The following is an 18,473-nucleotide window of genomic DNA, read 5'->3' as shown; positions in this document are numbered from 1 at the left end:
CATCGCGTTTCGGCGACTTTTATAATATAACACAGTATATTATTTTCGTCAACAAGTTTTTTCGATAACTTGTATCTCTCATTTGCTGACTCTGCCTATTATATAGACTTTCCCATCTCTATGCAAGTATTATTCTAAAAAAAAAATAAGAGAGGGAAAATCCCCACTCTTATTCTTCAGAAGCCTCTTCGCTTCCATCTTCTTCATCTTTTTGCGCTTTTGCTACTGTTGCTACTTCTTGTTCATTTTCCAAACGGATTAATCGTACACCTTGCGTATTACGACCCATTTGAGAAATTTGATCAACTGGCATACGGATAATAATACCCGCAGCTGTAATTAGCATAATATCTTCTTCGCCAGTTACAGACTTAACTGCTACTAATTTACCGTTTTTATCTGTGATATTACATGTTTTTAAACCTTTACCACCGCGACTTTGTAGACGATATTCATCAACCGGTGTACGTTTTCCGTAACCATTTTTGGTTACAATTAAAACGTTCATATCCTCTTCAACAATTTCCATACCTACAACTTGGTCTTCATCACCTAGTGTAATAGCCTTTACACCTGCCGCATTACGTCCCATAGAACGAACATCTTGCTCATTGAAACGGATTAACATACCGTTACTTGTTCCAACAATAATATCCTTATCACCAGATGTTAATCGTACAGAGATTACTTCGTCCTCTTCACGAAGGGAAATTGCAATTAAACCATTCGTACGTATATTGGCAAATGATGAAAGAGGCGTTCTCTTAGAAATACCTTGTTTTGTTGTGAAGAATAAGAATTGATCATCACCAAATTCACGGATTGGAATAATAGCGTTGACCCACTCACCTTTATCTACTTCTAACAAATTAACAATTGGTATACCTTTTGCCGTACGGCTATACTCTGGAATTTCATATCCTTTTGTACGGTATACTTTACCTTTGTTTGTGAAGAATAGAATATGATCATGTGTAGACGTTGTCAATAAATGCTCAACAAAGTCATCATCATTCGTACCCATTCCTTGTACACCACGTCCTCCACGGTTCTGTGTTTTGTACGTAGAAGCTGGTAACCTTTTGATATAACCATTATGAGTAAGTGTGATAGCGATATTTTGCTCTGGGATTAAATCCTCATCTTCAATTGATTCCATACCACCAATTGTAATTTCTGTTCTTCTTTTATCATTAAAGCGTTCTTTTACTTCTGTTAATTCTTCACGAATAATTTCAAGAACCTTTTCTTCATCTGCTAAGATGGCCTTTAATTCAGCAATTAACTTCATTAAGTCTTGATATTCTTGTTCAATTTTTTCACGTTCTAGTCCTGTTAAGCGTTGCAGACGCATATCTAAAATTGCTTGCGCTTGTTTTTCACTTAAACCAAAACGTTCCATCAATCCTTGTTTTGCAATATCAGCAGTCTTTGAACTACGAATTAAAGTAATTACTTCATCAAGGTGATCTAATGCAATTCGTAACCCCTCTAAAATATGAGCCCGAGCTTCCGCTTTCTCTAATTCATAAGCAGTACGTCTACGAATAACTACCTGTTGATGCTCTAAATAATAATATAAAGTTTGTTTTAAGTTTAATACTTGTGGCTCCCCATTCACGAGCGATAACATATTAATACCAAAGCTTGTTTGAAGCGCTGTATGTTTATATAAATTATTTAATAGTACGTTTGCATTTGCATCACGGCGTACTTCCATGACAATACGCATACCATTTCGATCTGACTCATCGCGTAAATCTGTAATACCTTCGATTTTTTTATCGCGAACTAACTCTGCAATTTTTTCAATTAATCGAGCTTTATTCACTTGATAAGGCAGCTCTGTTACAATAATTGCTTGTTTTCCATTTGCCTTTTCTTCAATTTCAACTTTAGCACGAAGTATAATAGAACCGCGACCTGTTTCATACGCTCTTCGAATTCCACTTCTCCCTAAGATTAGACCCGCCGTTGGGAAATCTGGTCCCGGAATAAATTCCATTAATTCCGCAATAGTAATGTCAGGATTATGACTCAATGCTAGCACGCCATCAATTACTTCTCCAAGTTGATGAGGCGGAATATTTGTTGCCATACCAACCGCGATACCTGTCGTACCGTTTACTAATAAGTTAGGAAAGCGTGCTGGTAATACAATTGGTTCTCTCTCAGAACCATCGTAATTGTCTTGGTAATCTATCGTGTTTTTCGTAATATCACGCAACAGCTCCATAGAAATCTTAGACATTCTTGCTTCTGTATAACGCATTGCTGCTGCTGAATCTCCATCAACAGAACCGAAATTACCATGCCCATCAACAAGCATATAACGTTGACTAAAATCTTGTGCCATACGTACCATTGTTTCGTAAACGGCTGAATCACCATGCGGGTGATACTTACCAATTACTTCGCCAACAATACGCGCTGATTTTTTATATGCTTTATCAGCAGTAATCCCTAAATCATTCATTGCGTATAAAACCCTGCGATGCACAGGTTTTAACCCATCACGAACATCTGGTAGTGCACGAGATACGATAACACTCATTGCGTAATCTAAAAATGAGGTACGCATTTCATGACTAATATTAATTTCTCGAATTCGTGCTTGTTCTTGATTGTCTGACATCAACGAGCACCTCCTCTTACATTTCCGTTACATATACATTGATTTATATGTAGAAGACAGGAATGCTTAGATTCCTGTCATTACTTACTTAAATATCAAGGTTTTTCACGTATTTTGCATTTTCTTGGATAAAGTTACGACGTGGCTCTACTTTATCACCCATTAAAATTTCAAACGTTTCATCTGCTTCAATTGCATCTTGCAGAGAAACTTGAAGTAATGAACGTACTTCTGGATCCATTGTCGTTTCCCATAATTGAGTCGGATTCATTTCCCCAAGACCTTTGTAACGCTGAATACCAGGTTTTGGGTGAGCTGGTAACTCTGCTAATATCTTTTCAAGCTCTTTATCGTTATAAGCATATTGAATCTTTTTCCCTTGTTGCACTTTAAACAATGGTGGTTGTGCAATATATATATAACCATGTTCAATGATTTGACGCATATAACGATAGAAGAACGTTAATAATAGAGTACGAATATGCGCGCCATCAACATCGGCATCGGTCATAATAATAACTTTATGATAGCGAGCTTTTTCAATATCAAAATCCCCACCGATATTTGTACCAATCGCTGTGATAATCGTACGTACTTCATCATTAGATAAAATCTTATCTAATCGTGCCTTTTCAACGTTAATAATTTTACCCTTAAGTGGTAAAATCGCTTGAAAGTGGCGATCGCGTCCTTGTTTTGCAGAACCTCCTGCAGAATCTCCCTCTACGATGTAAATTTCACTAATCGAAGGATCTTTAGAAGAACAGTCTGCAAGCTTCCCTGGCAAACTAGATACTTCCAGCGCACTCTTTCGGCGTGTTAATTCACGTGCCTTCTTCGCTGCTACACGTGCACGTGCTGCCATTGTTCCTTTATCCACAATCTTACGAGCAACATTTGGATTCTCAAGTAAAAACTTTTCGAACGCTTCTGAGAAAACAGATTCTGTAATCGTTCTCGCTTCACTATTCCCAAGTTTTGTTTTCGTTTGTCCCTCAAACTGTGGATTCGGATGTTTGATGGAAACAATCGCTGTTAGTCCTTCACGTACATCTTCACCTGTTAGGTTACTATCAGCATCTTTTAAGATGTTATTTTTTCGTCCATAATCATTTATTACACGCGTTAGGGCAGTCTTGAAACCAACCTCATGTGTACCGCCTTCATACGTATGAATATTATTCGTAAATGAATAAATATTGTTTGTATAACCTTCGTTATATTGAAGAGAAACTTCAACTTGAATTCCATCTTTCGAACCATCTACATATACAGGTTCTTCATGAATCGGTTGCTTCGAGCGGTTTAAATGCTCAACATAAGATTTAATTCCACCTTCATAATGGAACTCTTTCTTCTGCTTATTTTCGCGTTTATCTTCAATTATCAATTTAATATTACGATTTAAAAATGCTAGTTCACGCATACGTGTTGCTAATGTATCAAAATCGTATTCTGTAGTTTCTTTAAAAATTTCTGGATCTGGCTTGAAACGAGTTATTGTTCCTGTATGATCTGTTTCGCCAATTACCTTTAAATCTGCAGCTGGGATACCTCGTTCATACTTTTGATAATGAATTTTACCTTCACGATGTACAAATACTTCTAACTCTGTTGATAGAGCATTTACAACAGATGCACCTACACCATGTAAACCACCGGAAACTTTATAACCGCCACCGCCAAATTTACCACCTGCGTGGAGTACAGTCATAATAACCTCTACAGCAGGACGTCCCATTTTTTCTTGTATACCAACTGGAATACCACGACCATTATCCGTCACACGAATACTATTATCTTCTTCGATGCTAACATTAATTTCATCACAGTATCCTGCTAATGCTTCATCAATACTATTATCTACAATTTCCCATACAAGGTGATGAAGACCCTTCCCACTTGTAGATCCAATATACATACCCGGGCGTTTTCGAACTGCTTCCAGTCCCTCAAGCACCTGTATTTGACTTTCATCATATGAATTTTCCTGCATTTGCTTTTGTTCCATTGACACAAAGATCACCTACTTTTCCATTTAAACAGAAATTATGTTCTGTCTATTTCACAATCTACCGTGCCGTTCGTTACATGAATTGTTTTCGCTTGCTTTAATGTTTCGTGTTCAATTCCGTCGACACTTGTCGTTGTCACAAATGTTTGCACTTTTCCTTGAATTGTATTTAAAAGATGTGATTGACGATAATCATCTAACTCTGATAACACATCATCTAATAAGAGGATTGGATATTCTTTAACCTCTGAATAAATCAATTCAATTTCAGCTAACTTTAGGGAAAGTGCGGTTGTTCGTTGTTGCCCTTGTGAACCAAAGACTTGAACATTTTTATCATTAACGAAGAATTGTAGATCGTCACGATGAGGACCAATTAAAGTTGTACCACGGAAAATTTCACGTTGTTTCACAGATTGAAAACTTTCATAGTATACTTCTTTTATTTTCGACAAATCCATTGATTCTGATACATCTACGCTCGGTTTATAGACTATTTCTAGTTCCTCTAATCCCCTACTAATGCCACGATGGATTGGAGCAGCCCATTCTTGTAATAAATGCAGAAACTCAAAACGTTTTTGCAAAATTTTTGTACCATGTTCAATGAGTTGCAGTGTAAATACATCCAACATCGTTTCCTCATTTTTACTATTCCCTTGCATTTTTTTAAGCAAGTGATTTCGCTGCGTGAGCACTTTTTGATATTGACTTAACTCATACAAATAGACAGGAGCTATTTGTCCAAGTTCCATATCTAAAAAGCGTCTTCGTACTTGAGGGCTTCCTTTTACAAGATTTAAATCTTCTGGGGCAAACATAACAACATTCATTTCACCAATATATTGGCTTAACCTTTGTTGTTCTAGCTGATTTAATTTTGCCTTCTTCCCTTTTTTAGAAATATTTAATTCTAAAGACAAGGAACTGTTTCGCTTTTGTAATCTACCTTTTATTTTACCATAATCCTCATCCCACCGGATAAGTTCACGATCGTTCGAAGTTCGATGAGACTTGGCCATCGCTAATACATAAATAGCTTCCATCAAATTCGTTTTCCCTTGAGCATTTTCACCAATAATTACATTCACTTTATCCTCAAAGGAGAGATCCAGATATTCATAATTGCGATAATTTTTTAATTGTAATTCTTTAATATACAAAGGGCTCCCCCTTTATGCTTGAACTTGAAATGTTCCGTTTCCCGGAATTTCAACAATATCATTTGCATACAACTTTCGGCCTCTTCTATTTTCAAGCTCTTGATTGACATACACTTCGTATTCTTGTAAGAACCATTTAACAGCACCGCCTGTATCAATTACATCAGCTAACTTTAAAAATTGTCCCAGGGTAATATACTCAGTTGAAATCTTAATACGTTTCATAAAATCGCTCACTTTCTGAAAGTGTTCATTCTTTCATTGTACTAAATAAACCCGCATTAGGAAAGTAATACCCCGAAAATCAAATAAGGGCCACTAGCATATTCAAACTAGTAACCCTCACTCTCGCTTAGTAAGTACGAACTGGTAAAATTAATTGGATGATAGAATCATCATTTATTGTACGAATTAAGAATGGTCTCATCGCTCCAGTAAAACTAATTTTAATTTCTGTACTGTCTAACGCTTTTAATGCATCCATCATATATTTTGCACTAAAGGAGATTTTTAATTCTTCCCCTTCTATTTTTTCACATTGAACTTCCTCTACTACTTTTCCGATTTCTGGTGAATTTGAAGAAAGTTCCAGCATTTGTTGTTCTAACGTCGATAATTTCACAACATTATTGCGACCATCTCTTGCTAGTAAAGAAGCACGATCAATTGCTTGTAAAAACTCTTTTGTATTTACAAATATGTCGGTTTTACTTTCTGCCGGAATTAAACGTGTTGTATCCGGGTAATTCCCTTCTAACAACCTTGAGAAGAATAATAAATGTTTAGTTCGGAATAATACTTGATACTCCGTAATGACAATATCCACCATTTCTTCAGACTCATCTAGAATTTTGCTCAATTCATTTAAACTCTTACCAGGGATAACAACATTCGCTTGAAATTCATCAGAAATTGTATGACCTTCAATCTTCGCTTTACGAAGTGCTAACCTGTGACTATCTGTTGCAATACAAGTCAGTTCACTGTTATACACTTTCCAGTTTACACCTGTCAAGATCGGACGAGTTTCAGAACTTGAAACCGCAAATACAGTTTGACGAATCATATGTTTTAGTAAATCTGTCGGGATTTTAAATACATGATGTTCTTCAATTTGTGGTAATAATGGATATTCAGCAGCATCTAAACCATTTAGATTAAACTCTGACTTTCCAGATTTTATTTTTGTCATAAAATGATTTTCCACAGAGATTTCTACTGTGTCTTTTGGTAATTTTTTTACGATCTCACTAAAATATTTTGCTTGTAAAACAATGCTCCCCGATTGTGCAATTTCAACAATTTCTTTTCCATTTTCTTCAACTGGAATAAAAGATTCAATCGAAATATCAGCATCGCTTCCTGTCAATGTAACACCTTCTTCAGTTACTACAACTTTAATTCCTGTAAGTATGGGAATAGTTGTACGAGAGGAAACGGCCTTCATTACATCTTGTACACTTCTTACAAGATAGTCTTTTTGAATTGTAAAACGCATAGCGAAAACCTCCGGCAAGTATAAGATTTTATTTATTTAATAAATATAAAAAAATAGTAGTAATAGTAATAGGGCTTGTGGATATGTGGATAACTCCATTTAGAGACGGAAAAACAGTCTATCTACATGTGGATAGACTGTGTGTAAAACAAGGGAAGTTATTCACACTATTCAGCTACTACTTTAAAATATGATTGATTTCCTCAACTTGTTTTTGTAGTTGTGTATCAGTTTTTAATAGTTTTGAAATTTTTTCGTGCGCATGGATGACTGTTGTGTGGTCACGTCCACCAAATTCTTCACCAATTTTAGGTAAAGATGAATCTGTTAACTCACGTGATAGATACATTGCAATTTGGCGAGGAAATGCGACTGATTTTGTGCGTTTTTTTGCTTTAAAGTCTTCTAGTTTAACTTGAAAAACATCACCAACGGCTTTTTGAATATCATAAATAGAAATAATCTTTGGTTTAGAATTTGGAATAATATCTTTAAGTGCTTCGGCAGCTAAATCCGCATTAATATCTTTATTAATTAAAGATGAATAAGCAACAACTCGAATAAGTGCACCTTCTAGTTCACGAATGTTCGAGTCGATTTGATTTGCGATATAGAGCATGACTTCATTTGGGATGTCAAGGCCTTCCGCTTTCGCTTTTTTTCGTAAAATCGCAATTCTCGTCTCTAAATCTGGCGGTGTAATATCTGTAATAAGTCCCCACTCAAAACGGGAGCGAAGGCGATCTTCTAATGTCGGGATCTCTTTTGGCGGTCGATCGCTTGAGATTACAATTTGCTTGCTTTCTTCATGTAGCGCATTAAATGTATGGAAGAACTCTTCTTGTGTTTGTTCTTTTCCAGCAAGAAATTGAATATCATCTATAAGCAAGACATCGACATTACGGTATTTATTACGGAAATCGACAGCTTTATTATCACGAATAGAGTTAATAAATTCATTTGTAAATTTTTCTGATGATAAATAAACAACCTTAGCATTCGGATTATGTTCAATGACATAATGACCAATTGCATGCATTAGGTGTGTTTTTCCAAGCCCAACTCCCCCATAAATAAATAGCGGGTTATATGCTTTTGCTGGTGCTTCAGCAACTGCTAATGAAGCTGCATGAGCAAAACGGTTCCCAGAGCCAATAACAAATGTATCAAACGTGTATTTTGGATTTAACATGCTCTGTGGTAAGTGATTAGACTCATCATTTATTCTTTTCTTTTTAGCAGGAGGATAGTCAATCTCCTCTTCAGTTTGACTTTGGGGAATAATAAAGCGAATTTCTAGTTTTGCTCCTGTTAAATCATAAAGTGTTTCTGAAATTAGTTCTGAATAATGAGATTCTAGCCAGTCACGAGCAAATTCATTCGGAGCTGTAATCGTTAATATATCTTTTTTCAAAGCATGTGCTTTGGTTGATTTCAACCATGTCTCATAACTTGGTTTACTGACCTTTTTTTCGAGTTCTTTCAAAGCACTATTCCATAAATCAGAGATATTTTCCAAAGGTGTCCCTCCTTTACAAAGATGGTAAAAGAATAAGGTTGTGCAACAATTGTACAACCTCAAAATAACGAAATGTATATTTATACGAAACGTATTTTAAAACCTAAAAACGTCGTTTGTATACGAGATAGAGTTTTCGACAAAAAACACAAATGTGGACAACTGTTTACCCACATGTGATTATAACTGTCCACATGTTATGCACAATTTGTGGATAAACTAAACTTGTGGAAAACTTGTTCAAGGTGAAAACACAACTATAATATCAAAAAAAGATAGCGATAGCAATGAATTTCAGAAAGTTATCCACAAAATCAATACCTTGTGGAATAAACTTGTCCACAATACGATATACTGTGTAAAAGTGAAAAAATAATTTGTGGATACAAAAAAATGAAAAATATATTATCCACAAAGAAATAAAACAGCTGTGAAATAAATTGTGAATAGGTTCAAAATGAATATTTGATGAAAATTTAGAGAACCATTGACATTTTCCTAGTTGATTAACTATAATTTATAAGACTGTCTTTAACAGATATTCCTCAGGGAGGTGTCATATAATGAAAAGAACTTACCAACCAAATAAACGTAAGCGCAGCAAAGTACATGGTTTCCGCAGCCGTATGAGCACAGCGAACGGACGTAAAGTGCTAGCAGCTCGTCGTCGTAAAGGAAGAAAAGTATTATCTGCGTAGACCACTGATCGTTCAGTGGTCTTTTTTTCTAGTAATAATGAATTTCCGCTGATGAAATACAGGAGTGTCAATTGATATGAAGAAAAAAAATCGTATAAAGAAAAATGATGAATTTCAGGCTGTTTTTCAAAATGGAAAATCAAATGCAAATCGTCAGTTTGTGGTCTATCAGCTTGAAAAAGCGGAGCAATCATACTTTCGCATTGGTCTTTCCGTTAGCAAAAAGTTAGGAAATGCAGTAGTACGTAATCGAATTAAGCGTATGATTCGCCAATCGATTGCAGAATTAAAAGATGAGATAGATTCTGGAAAAGATTTTGTTATAATAGCAAGGAAGCCTTGTGCAGATATGACATACGAACAATTGAAGAAAAGCTTAATTCATGCTTTTAAGCGTTCTGGTATTAAAATAACAAACAAGTAGCGTAGGAAAAGGAAAATGAATTACACTATATACATACCGAAACAAGGAGGAGCAGGCTGTGAAAAAAAAGATAGGCTTACTAGTCATGGTTATTGCTTTAATGGCAATTGCTACTGGCTGTAATGAAACGAATCAGCCGATTACACCGAAAAGTACAGGGATCTGGAATGAATATTTCGTATACCCGCTTTCTCAGTTAATCACGTATTTTGCAAACTTATTTGGTAGTAATTATGGTTTAGCGATTGTTGTCACAACTCTTATCATTCGTTTTGCATTGTTACCATTAATGATTAAGCAGACGAAGAGTACGAAGGCAATGCAAGCATTGCAACCAGAAATGGCGAAGTTAAAAGAGAAATATAGTTCTAAAGACCAAGCGACGCAGCAAAAGTTACAACAAGAAATGATGCAGTTGTATAAAACACACGGTGTAAATCCATTAGCGGGTTGTTTACCAATTTTTATTCAAATGCCAATTTTATTCGCATTTTACCATGCAATTATGAGGACGGCAGAGATTAAGCAACATAGCTTCTTATGGTTTGATTTAGGACATGCGGATCCGTACTATATCCTTCCAATTGTTGCGGCAATCACAACATTTATTCAGCAAAAACTTGCAATGGCAGGTACTGCTGGACAAAATCCACAAATGGCAATGATGATTTGGCTTATGCCAATCATGATTTTAGTCTTTGCAATTAACTTCCCAGCAGCATTATCACTATATTGGGTAGTTGGTAACATCTTTGGTATCGCTCAAATGTATATGATCAAAGGGCCTGAAATTAAGGCTAGTAAGGCAGGAGGATCAAGCAAGTGAGTATAATTACTGCTAAAGGACAAACAGTCGAGCTGGCAGTACAAGATGCTTTAAGACAATTAAAAGTTTCAAGGGATCAAGTAGACGTGAATGTGATTGATGAGGGAAAGAGAGGATTTCTAGGTTTTATAGGGAATCGTCCAGCTATCGTGGAAGTTGTAATGAAGAAAGATCCCATTCAAGAAGCTGAGCAATACTTACAAAGTGTTGTTCAGGAAATGGGTGTGGATGTGATGATTACGAAGAATGTAAAGGGTCGAGAAATTGAGTTTACACTTTTTGGGAAAGATGTAGGGGTATTGATCGGAAAAAGAGGACATACATTAAATTCTTTACAATATTTAACAAAACTTGTTGCGAATCGCAGTACAAAGCAATATATTGGTATTACAATTGATGCTGAAAACTATCGTAGTAAGAGAAAAGATACGTTAGAATCGCTTTCTTATCGATTAGCAAAACAGGTCACGGTAACTAAAAAAAATGTTGTGTTAGAACCAATGCCTTCTTTTGAGAGAAAAATTATTCATCAAGCATTGTCCAATCATCCAAATGTAATTACAACTTCCGAAGGGAAAGAACCACATCGACATGTTGTAATATCTTCCAAATAACCGGTTACTCATTCGAGTACCGGTTTTTTTCTTGTTAATTTATGAAAAATAGATTGTGGATAACTAAAAAACGCTAAACTTATCCACTGTGAATAAGTTTAGCGTTTTTTACATGAGGACATAATAAAATGAGTTATTATTCTTTTGTAGATAGGTTCGTTATGGTATCCTAATAGTTTAGTGAAAGAAAAAATCATATTTGAAATAGAGAGAAATAAGCAAGTGAGGTGAAAGGACATGGATTTTGATACAATTGCTGCAATTTCCACGGCACTTGGAGAAGGGGCAATTGCCATTGTTCGAGTAAGTGGAGAGGATGCGATTGAAAAGGTCAATCGCATTTTTAAAGGGAAAGATTTAACGGCAGTTTCTTCTCATACGATTCACTACGGTCATATTGTTGATTTAGATACAGATCAAGTTATCGAAGAGGTAATGGTATCGATTATGCGAGCGCCAAGGACATTTACGCGTGAAAATATTGTAGAGATCAATTGTCACGGTGGTCTTGTTTCTGTAAATAAAGTATTACAACTTATTTTGGCTCAAGGAGTGCGTTTGGCAGAACCGGGTGAATTTACAAAGCGTGCATTTTTAAATGGGCGTATTGACTTATCGCAAGCAGAAGCTGTAATGGATTTGATTCGTGCGAAAACAGATCGAGCGATGAACGTAGCAATGAATCAAATGGAAGGGCGATTATCTAAATTAATCGGTCGCCTTCGTCAGGAAATTTTAGAAACATTAGCTCATGTAGAAGTAAATATAGATTATCCAGAATACGATGATGTCGAAGAAATGACGCACAATATTTTAATTGAAAAAGCCACACATGTTCGCGGTGAAATTAAAAAAATATTGGAGACATCTAAGCAAGGGAAAATTTTACGAGAAGGAATTGCAACAGCAATTATCGGAAGACCGAACGTTGGGAAATCCTCGTTATTAAATAGTCTCGTGCAAGAGAAAAAGGCGATTGTGACAGATATAGCAGGAACAACGCGCGATGTAATTGAAGAGTATGTCAATGTGCGTGGTGTGCCACTTAAACTTATTGATACGGCGGGAATCCGTGAAACTGAAGATATTGTTGAACGAATCGGTGTAGAACGATCAAAAGAAATGATGGGACAGGCTGATTTAGTTCTAATTGTAGTAAACTATAGTGAAGCATTAACAAATGAAGATGAAGACTTATTCCGTGCAGTGCGAGGAAAAGACTTTATTGTCATTGTAAATAAAACGGATTTACCAAAGCAAATTGATATGAAACGTGTTACAGAATTAGCAGGTAAAAATCGTATGATCACAACGTCGCTAATTGAAGAAAAAGGTGTGGATGAGCTAGAAAAAGCGATAGCAGATCTATTCTTTGAAGGAACAATTGAGTCAGCAGATATGACGTATGTTTCTAATGCGAGACATATCGGTTTATTAACACAAGCGGAAAAGACAATTGGAGATGCTATTGAGGCAATAGAGAACGGTGTGCCAATTGATATGGTTCAAATCGATCTAACAAGAACGTGGGAAATCCTTGGTGAAATTACTGGTGATACTGTTCATGAAAGCTTAATCGACCAATTATTTTCTCAATTTTGTTTAGGAAAATAACATATAGCTGTTTTAGAAGGATAGATAATTTTAGGAGGAATAATAATGGGATACAATGCCGGTTCTTACGATGTCATAGTAATCGGTGCAGGTCATGCAGGATGTGAAGCTGGGCTTGCAGCAGCACGAATGGGCTCAAAAACATTAATGTTAACAATTAATTTAGATATGGTTGCTTTTATGCCATGTAACCCTTCTGTTGGTGGACCAGCGAAAGGGATTGTTGTACGTGAGATTGATGCATTAGGCGGTGAGATGGGACGAAACATTGATAAAACTCACATCCAAATGCGTATGTTAAACACGGGAAAAGGTCCAGCTGTACGCGCTCTTCGTGCACAAGCGGATAAATTTTCATATCAACACGAATTAAAGAAAACAATTGAAGAAACGCCAAATTTAACATTACGTCAAGGAATGGTAGAGCGTCTAATTGTTGAGGATGATGTATGTAAAGGTGTAATCACACAATCAGGTGCTGAATATACAGCGGAAACAGTTGTAATTACAACGGGTACATTCCTACGTGGTGAGATTATCATGGGCGATTTAAAATACTCAAGTGGTCCGAATAATCAGCAACCATCTATCACATTATCTGAGCATCTAGAGGAACTTGGCTTTGATCTTGTCAGATTTAAAACAGGTACGCCTCCTCGTGTGAATAGCAATACAATTGATTATAGTAAAACGGAAATTCAACCGGGTGATGAAAAACCACGTGCATTTTCTTTTGAAACTACAAAATTTATTATGGATCAAATTCCATGTTGGTTAACATATACAAGTGAAGAGACACATCGTTTAATTGATCGAAACTTGCATCGTTCAGCTATGTATTCTGGTATGATTAAAGGAACAGGTCCACGTTACTGTCCTTCAATTGAAGATAAAGTGGTGCGATTTAACGATAAACCGCGTCATCAAATTTTCTTAGAGCCGGAAGGTCGTAATACACAGGAAGTATATGTACAAGGTTTGTCAACAAGTTTACCGGAAGATGTCCAGCGTGAAATGCTTAAAACGATTCCTGGTTTAGAGAATGTTGAGATGATGCGTACAGGTTATGCGATCGAATATGATGCAATTGTACCAACTCAGTTGTGGCCGACACTGGAGACGAAAAAAATTAAAAATTTATATACAGCAGGTCAAATTAACGGTACGTCTGGTTACGAAGAAGCAGCAGGACAAGGAATTATGGCCGGAATTAACGCAGCATGTCGCTCTCTAGGGAAGAAAGAGGTTATTTTAGGTCGTTCAGATGCTTATATTGGTGTTTTAATTGATGATCTTGTGACAAAAGGGACAAACGAACCATATCGTCTTTTAACATCCCGTGCTGAATACCGTCTATTATTGCGTCATGATAATGCCGATCTTCGTTTAACAGAAATTGGCCAAGAAATTGGCTTAATTCCAGAAGAGCGTTACGGGCGTTTTACTGTGAAAAAGGAACAGATTGAACAAGAAAAATTACGTTTAGAAAGCATTATTATTAAACCACGTCCTGAAGTGCAAGAATTAATTCGCAGTGTTGGTGGAAGTGAATTAAAGGATGGAATACGTGCAAGTGACTTACTACGTCGTCCGGAAATGACGTATGAACATATTCGTATTCTTGCGCCAAGTGAAGTGGAAATACACGATGAAATTGCAGAGCAGGTAGAAATTCAAATTAAGTATGAAGGATATATTGAAAAATCCTTACAACAAGTAGAACGTATGAAGAAAATGGAAAGCAAAAAGATTCCTGTTGATATTGATTATGATGCGATTTCTGGAATCGCTTCTGAAGCAAGACAAAAATTAAAAGATGTTCGTCCTCTTTCTATGGGGCAAGCATCCCGTATTTCCGGAGTAAATCCAGCTGATATTTCCATTTTACTTGTGTATATTGAACAAGGAAAAATTGCGCGAGTATCGAACCAATAAATAATAAGGAGATATGGCAAGATGAACATAGAACAATTTCAATCTATGCTAGGAGAAAGAGGAATTAACCTTTCTCCTAGGCAATTAGAGCAATTTGAAATCTACTTTGAAACATTAGTAGAATGGAATGAGAAAATGAATTTAACAGCTATTACAGAGAAAGAAGAAGTGTATTTAAAACACTTTTTTGACTCGATTACAGCTGCTTTTTATAATGATTTTTCAAAGCCATTTTCTATTTGTGATGTCGGTGCAGGAGCAGGATTTCCAAGTATGCCATTGAAAATTTGTTTCCCGCATTTAAAAGTAACGATTGTAGATTCATTGCAAAAACGTATCAATTTTTTAAATCATTTAGCCCAAAAATTAGAGCTAAGTGATGTTGCGTTTTGTCATGATCGTGCTGAAACATTTGGGAAAAAAGAAGGTGTACGTGAATCATTTGATATCGTGATGGCGCGTGCGGTAGCACGTCTTTCTGTATTGAGTGAGTTATGTTTACCTCTTGTAAAAGTAGGTGGGACATTTATCGCTATGAAAGGTGCAGCTGCCAATGAAGAGATTGAAAATGGTAAGTATGCTTTAGAAATACTTGGCGGTGAACTAAAAGAGATTTCTACTTTCCAATTACCATTTGAAGAAAGTGAACGTAATATTTTAGCAATCGTGAAAAAGCGCAAAACACCAAAGAAATATCCGCGTAAGCCAGGGACACCCAATAAATTACCTATTGAAAAATAAATCTTATTAGACGTAAGATTAAATTATATAAATGAAAACGTAAATGTTTCATAGGAAACATTTCTGTGTAGGACATTCAATAGGCCCAAAGGTGGTGGAATATGTATGAAAAATACGTTTTCTCGTTTATTTGGCTTTGGAGATAAAGAGAGCGAATTCGAATTACAAAACGAAAGCCATGAAGAAATAGATAAAAAGATACATGAAGAAATACAAGAAATTCCGATAGCAAATATCATTCCCAATCGCTATCAACCACGTACAGTTTTTGATGCCGCGCGTATTGACGAACTTGCGTTAACCATTCGTACACATGGACTCATTCAACCAATTGTTATCAGGAAATATGAAGAAGATAAGTATGAAATTATTGCCGGGGAAAGACGTTTTCGTGCTGCAACGAAATTAGGGTGGGAAAAAGTTCCAGCGATTATTAAAAACTTAAATGATACGGAAACAGCTTCTGTTGCTCTCATTGAGAACTTGCAACGTGAGGAATTAACAGCAATTGAAGAGGCTGTTGCTTATCAAAAGCTAATTGAGTTACATAATTTAACACAAGAGGCATTAGCGCAGAGGCTCGGAAAAGGACAATCAACAATCGCAAATAAGTTGCGATTATTAAAGTTGCCTGAAGAAATTAAACGAGCATTGCTAGAAAAGAGTATTACAGAACGTCATGCCCGTGCCCTTATCCCTTTAAAAAATGAAGAATTACAGTTGAAAGTTTTACAAGAAATTGTAGAAAAACAATTGAATGTAAAACAGACTGAGGAACGCATTGCTAAGCTATTGGAAGAAGTAAAACCAAAGCGAAAGGCAAAACAGAAAGCGGTAAGTCGTGATATGCGAATTGCAATGAATACAATTAGACAATCGCTACAAATGGTTACAAATAGTGGACTGAAAGTAAACTCTGAAGAAGAAGAATTTGATGAGTACTATCAGATCACAATTAAGATTCCTAAAAAAAAATAATTCATATTTGAAAGAGATCTCATCCTTTGGAGAGATCTCTTTTCCTATATTTTTCTTCTTAAATGAAGAAGGAGTTTTGGAATAAATTTTGAAGTTTAATAAGGATGCAAAAGAAAAATTTTCATTTCATGTTACAATAAACATAATTATTTTCAGAATAAGACAGAAAGGTTGAAAGTAGGTGACATCATGGGAAAAATCATTGCTATTGCTAATCAAAAAGGCGGTGTAGGGAAAACAACAACGTCTGTTAACCTAGGAGCTGGATTGGCACAGGTAGGAAAAAAAGTATTGCTTATTGACATTGATGCTCAGGGGAACGCAACGACAGGTGTAGGAATTGAAAAGTCGGAATTAGATCAATGTATTTATAATGTTCTTGTGGAAGATGCTGATGTTCAAGGGGTTATACAAAAAACCGCAACTGAAAATTTAGATGTTCTACCTGCTACAATTCAATTGGCAGGTGCTGAAATTGAACTGGTACCGACCATTTCCCGGGAAGTTCGTTTACAAAGGGCTTTGCAGCCAATCCGTAATGAATATGATTATATTATTATTGATTGTCCCCCATCTTTAGGCTTATTAACAATTAATGCACTAACGGCAGCAGATTCTGTTATTATTCCAGTTCAGTGTGAATACTACGCATTGGAAGGATTGAGTCAATTACTGAATACAGTTCGACTTGTACAAAAGCATTTAAATAAAAATTTAGCAATTCAAGGTGTACTATTAACGATGCTAGATGCACGTACAAATTTAGGGATTCAAGTTATAGATGAAGTGAAGAAATATTTTCGAGATAAAGTATATCGTTCTATTATTCCGCGCAATGTTCGTTTGAGTGAAGCACCAAGTCATGGAAAACCAATTATGCAGTATGATGCTAAATCAAGAGGTGCAGAAGTGTATATAGATTTAGCAGAGGAAGTGATTGCTGGTGGCTAAAGGATTAGGAAGAGGGATTAATGCTTTTTTTCCAGATTTAGATGTGAGAGAGGAAGAAAAAATTCAGGAAATTGCACTAACTGAATTAAGGCCAAACCCCTACCAACCGCGTAAAAACTTTCAAAAAGAAGCTATTCAAGAACTGGCAGCATCTATTAAAGAACATGGTATTTTACAGCCTTTAATCGTAAGGAAAAGTATTAAAGGATATGAAATCGTTGCTGGTGAACGTAGATACCGTGCTGCAAAAGAAGCATGCCTTGAAAAGGTGCCAGCTGTCGTTCGAGAATTAAATGAACAGCAAATGATGGAGTTTGCTTTGTTAGAAAATCTACAACGTGAAGATTTAAATCCAATGGAAGAAGCTTTGGCATATCAAATGCTAATGGATGAGTTGAATGTAACTCAAGAGCAATTAGCAAAGCGCCTTGGAAAAAGTAGGCCATATATTGCTAATTATGTTCGGTTGCTTACACTTCCTTTATTTGTTCAAGAAATGATTGCGAATGGAAGTCTATCCATGGCACATGGACGGACATTACTTACAATAAAAGATGAAGAACAGCTAAAGTCTTTATTAAAGCGTATTGAAAAAGAAGGATTGAATGTTAGACAGCTAGAGCAAATTGTTCAACAGATTCATCAACGCGTTTCACGTGAAACAAAGACAGTGAAGCGAGAGCGAAATATATTTTTCGAAGAGCGCGAAACATTGTTAAGAGAAAAGTTTGGAACAGGTGTAAAAATTAAAGAAACAAAGAAAGAAAAAGGGAAAATTGAAATAGAATTTTTCGATAAGGAAGATTTAAATCGCATTTTAGAATTATTATCTGGGGAAAACTGAAAAGCAAACCATCTTTTTA

The 18,473-nt window shown here is 35.9% G+C and carries 16 protein-coding genes; 10 read left to right on the top strand and 6 right to left on the bottom strand.

Annotated elements, in window-relative coordinates; translation table 11 throughout:
- Positions 1-169: 169 nt before the first annotated feature.
- The 6 genes from gyrA to dnaA all read right to left on the bottom strand — a co-directional run bounded on the left by gyrA (position 170) and on the right by dnaA (position 8,829).
- Positions 170-2,635 (bottom strand): DNA gyrase subunit A, encoded by a 2,466-nt coding sequence (gyrA, locus tag NSQ40_RS29275; RefSeq protein WP_003194143.1) that lies wholly within the window; start codon positions 2,633-2,635, stop codon positions 170-172.
- Between the two features lie 88 nt (positions 2,636-2,723).
- Positions 2,724-4,646 carry a DNA topoisomerase (ATP-hydrolyzing) subunit B gene (gyrB, locus tag NSQ40_RS29270; RefSeq protein ID WP_003194145.1) on the bottom strand — a complete coding sequence of 641 codons (1,923 nt, stop codon included), beginning with the start codon at positions 4,644-4,646 and terminating at the stop codon, positions 2,724-2,726.
- 38 nt (positions 4,647-4,684) lie between these two features.
- A complete protein-coding gene (gene recF / locus NSQ40_RS29265) occupies positions 4,685-5,812 on the bottom strand; it encodes a DNA replication/repair protein RecF (RefSeq protein ID WP_003194147.1) in 1,128 nt (375 codons plus the stop codon).
- 12 nt (positions 5,813-5,824) lie between these two features.
- Positions 5,825-6,037: a S4 domain-containing protein YaaA gene (yaaA, locus tag NSQ40_RS29260; RefSeq protein WP_003194149.1), complete on the bottom strand. Its 213-nt coding sequence runs from the start codon at positions 6,035-6,037 to the stop codon at positions 5,825-5,827.
- A gap of 127 nt (positions 6,038-6,164) precedes the next feature.
- Positions 6,165-7,310 (bottom strand): DNA polymerase III subunit beta, encoded by a 1,146-nt coding sequence (gene dnaN / locus NSQ40_RS29255; RefSeq protein ID WP_098158858.1) that lies wholly within the window; start codon positions 7,308-7,310, stop codon positions 6,165-6,167.
- Positions 7,311-7,488: 178 nt separating this feature from the next.
- Entirely contained in the window at positions 7,489-8,829 is a 1,341-nt protein-coding gene (gene dnaA, locus NSQ40_RS29250) for a chromosomal replication initiator protein DnaA (RefSeq protein ID WP_003194153.1), read from the bottom strand.
- A 563-nt stretch (positions 8,830-9,392) separates the two neighbouring features.
- On the opposite strand from dnaA, the gene rpmH reads away from it, so the two are divergent.
- The 10 genes from rpmH to NSQ40_RS29200 all read left to right on the top strand — a co-directional run bounded on the left by rpmH (position 9,393) and on the right by NSQ40_RS29200 (position 18,454).
- Positions 9,393-9,527 carry a 50S ribosomal protein L34 gene (gene rpmH, locus NSQ40_RS29245; protein WP_000831901.1) on the top strand — a complete coding sequence of 45 codons (135 nt, stop codon included), beginning with the start codon at positions 9,393-9,395 and terminating at the stop codon, positions 9,525-9,527.
- A gap of 76 nt (positions 9,528-9,603) precedes the next feature.
- A complete protein-coding gene (gene rnpA / locus NSQ40_RS29240; protein ID WP_016112830.1) occupies positions 9,604-9,951 on the top strand; it encodes a ribonuclease P protein component in 348 nt (115 codons plus the stop codon).
- A gap of 58 nt (positions 9,952-10,009) precedes the next feature.
- The gene (spoIIIJ, locus tag NSQ40_RS29235) at positions 10,010-10,777 is read left to right on the top strand and encodes a YidC family membrane integrase SpoIIIJ (protein WP_018764822.1); all 768 of its coding nucleotides are present in this window, start codon (positions 10,010-10,012) and stop codon (positions 10,775-10,777) included.
- Entirely contained in the window at positions 10,774-11,391 is a 618-nt protein-coding gene (gene jag / locus NSQ40_RS29230) for an RNA-binding cell elongation regulator Jag/EloR (RefSeq protein WP_018764823.1), read from the top strand. The genes spoIIIJ and jag overlap by 4 nt, the downstream gene beginning before the upstream one ends.
- 237 nt (positions 11,392-11,628) lie before the next feature.
- Entirely contained in the window at positions 11,629-13,005 is a 1,377-nt protein-coding gene (gene mnmE, locus NSQ40_RS29225) for a tRNA uridine-5-carboxymethylaminomethyl(34) synthesis GTPase MnmE (protein ID WP_003202594.1), read from the top strand.
- 45 nt (positions 13,006-13,050) lie between these two features.
- Positions 13,051-14,940 carry a tRNA uridine-5-carboxymethylaminomethyl(34) synthesis enzyme MnmG gene (mnmG, locus tag NSQ40_RS29220; RefSeq protein ID WP_003209342.1) on the top strand — a complete coding sequence of 630 codons (1,890 nt, stop codon included), beginning with the start codon at positions 13,051-13,053 and terminating at the stop codon, positions 14,938-14,940.
- 21 nt (positions 14,941-14,961) lie between these two features.
- The gene (gene rsmG / locus NSQ40_RS29215) at positions 14,962-15,681 is read left to right on the top strand and encodes a 16S rRNA (guanine(527)-N(7))-methyltransferase RsmG (RefSeq protein WP_098158859.1); all 720 of its coding nucleotides are present in this window, start codon (positions 14,962-14,964) and stop codon (positions 15,679-15,681) included.
- 105 nt (positions 15,682-15,786) lie between these two features.
- Positions 15,787-16,659 carry a nucleoid occlusion protein gene (gene noc, locus NSQ40_RS29210; RefSeq protein ID WP_003209340.1) on the top strand — a complete coding sequence of 291 codons (873 nt, stop codon included), beginning with the start codon at positions 15,787-15,789 and terminating at the stop codon, positions 16,657-16,659.
- Between the two features lie 189 nt (positions 16,660-16,848).
- Positions 16,849-17,610: a sporulation initiation inhibitor protein Soj gene (gene soj / locus NSQ40_RS29205; RefSeq protein WP_003202576.1), complete on the top strand. Its 762-nt coding sequence runs from the start codon at positions 16,849-16,851 to the stop codon at positions 17,608-17,610.
- Positions 17,603-18,454 (top strand): ParB/RepB/Spo0J family partition protein, encoded by an 852-nt coding sequence (locus tag NSQ40_RS29200; protein ID WP_018782455.1) that lies wholly within the window; start codon positions 17,603-17,605, stop codon positions 18,452-18,454. Before soj ends, NSQ40_RS29200 begins: the two co-directional genes overlap by 8 nt.
- Positions 18,455-18,473: the final 19 nt, after the last annotated feature.

Origin of the sequence: Bacillus sp. FSL K6-6038 (assembly GCF_038050455.1) — a bacterium.
Lineage (GTDB): Bacteria > Bacillota > Bacilli > Bacillales > Bacillaceae_G > Bacillus_A > Bacillus_A pseudomycoides.
This window is presented reverse-complemented; position numbering and strand designations above follow the sequence as displayed.

Coding starts and splice junctions, on each gene's coding strand:
- rpmH (WP_000831901.1), top strand. CDS start 9,393: ATGAAAAGAACTTACCAACCAAATAAACGTAAGCGCAGCAAAGTACAT.
- soj (WP_003202576.1), top strand. CDS start 16,849: ATGGGAAAAATCATTGCTATTGCTAATCAAAAAGGCGGTGTAGGGAAA.
- yaaA (WP_003194149.1), bottom strand. CDS start 6,037: ATGAAACGTATTAAGATTTCAACTGAGTATATTACCCTGGGACAATTT.
- noc (WP_003209340.1), top strand. CDS start 15,787: ATGAAAAATACGTTTTCTCGTTTATTTGGCTTTGGAGATAAAGAGAGC.
- rnpA (WP_016112830.1), top strand. CDS start 9,604: ATGAAGAAAAAAAATCGTATAAAGAAAAATGATGAATTTCAGGCTGTT.
- mnmE (WP_003202594.1), top strand. CDS start 11,629: ATGGATTTTGATACAATTGCTGCAATTTCCACGGCACTTGGAGAAGGG.
- gyrA (WP_003194143.1), bottom strand. CDS start 2,635: ATGTCAGACAATCAAGAACAAGCACGAATTCGAGAAATTAATATTAGT.
- mnmG (WP_003209342.1), top strand. CDS start 13,051: ATGGGATACAATGCCGGTTCTTACGATGTCATAGTAATCGGTGCAGGT.
- rsmG (WP_098158859.1), top strand. CDS start 14,962: ATGAACATAGAACAATTTCAATCTATGCTAGGAGAAAGAGGAATTAAC.
- gyrB (WP_003194145.1), bottom strand. CDS start 4,646: ATGGAACAAAAGCAAATGCAGGAAAATTCATATGATGAAAGTCAAATA.
- dnaN (WP_098158858.1), bottom strand. CDS start 7,310: ATGCGTTTTACAATTCAAAAAGACTATCTTGTAAGAAGTGTACAAGAT.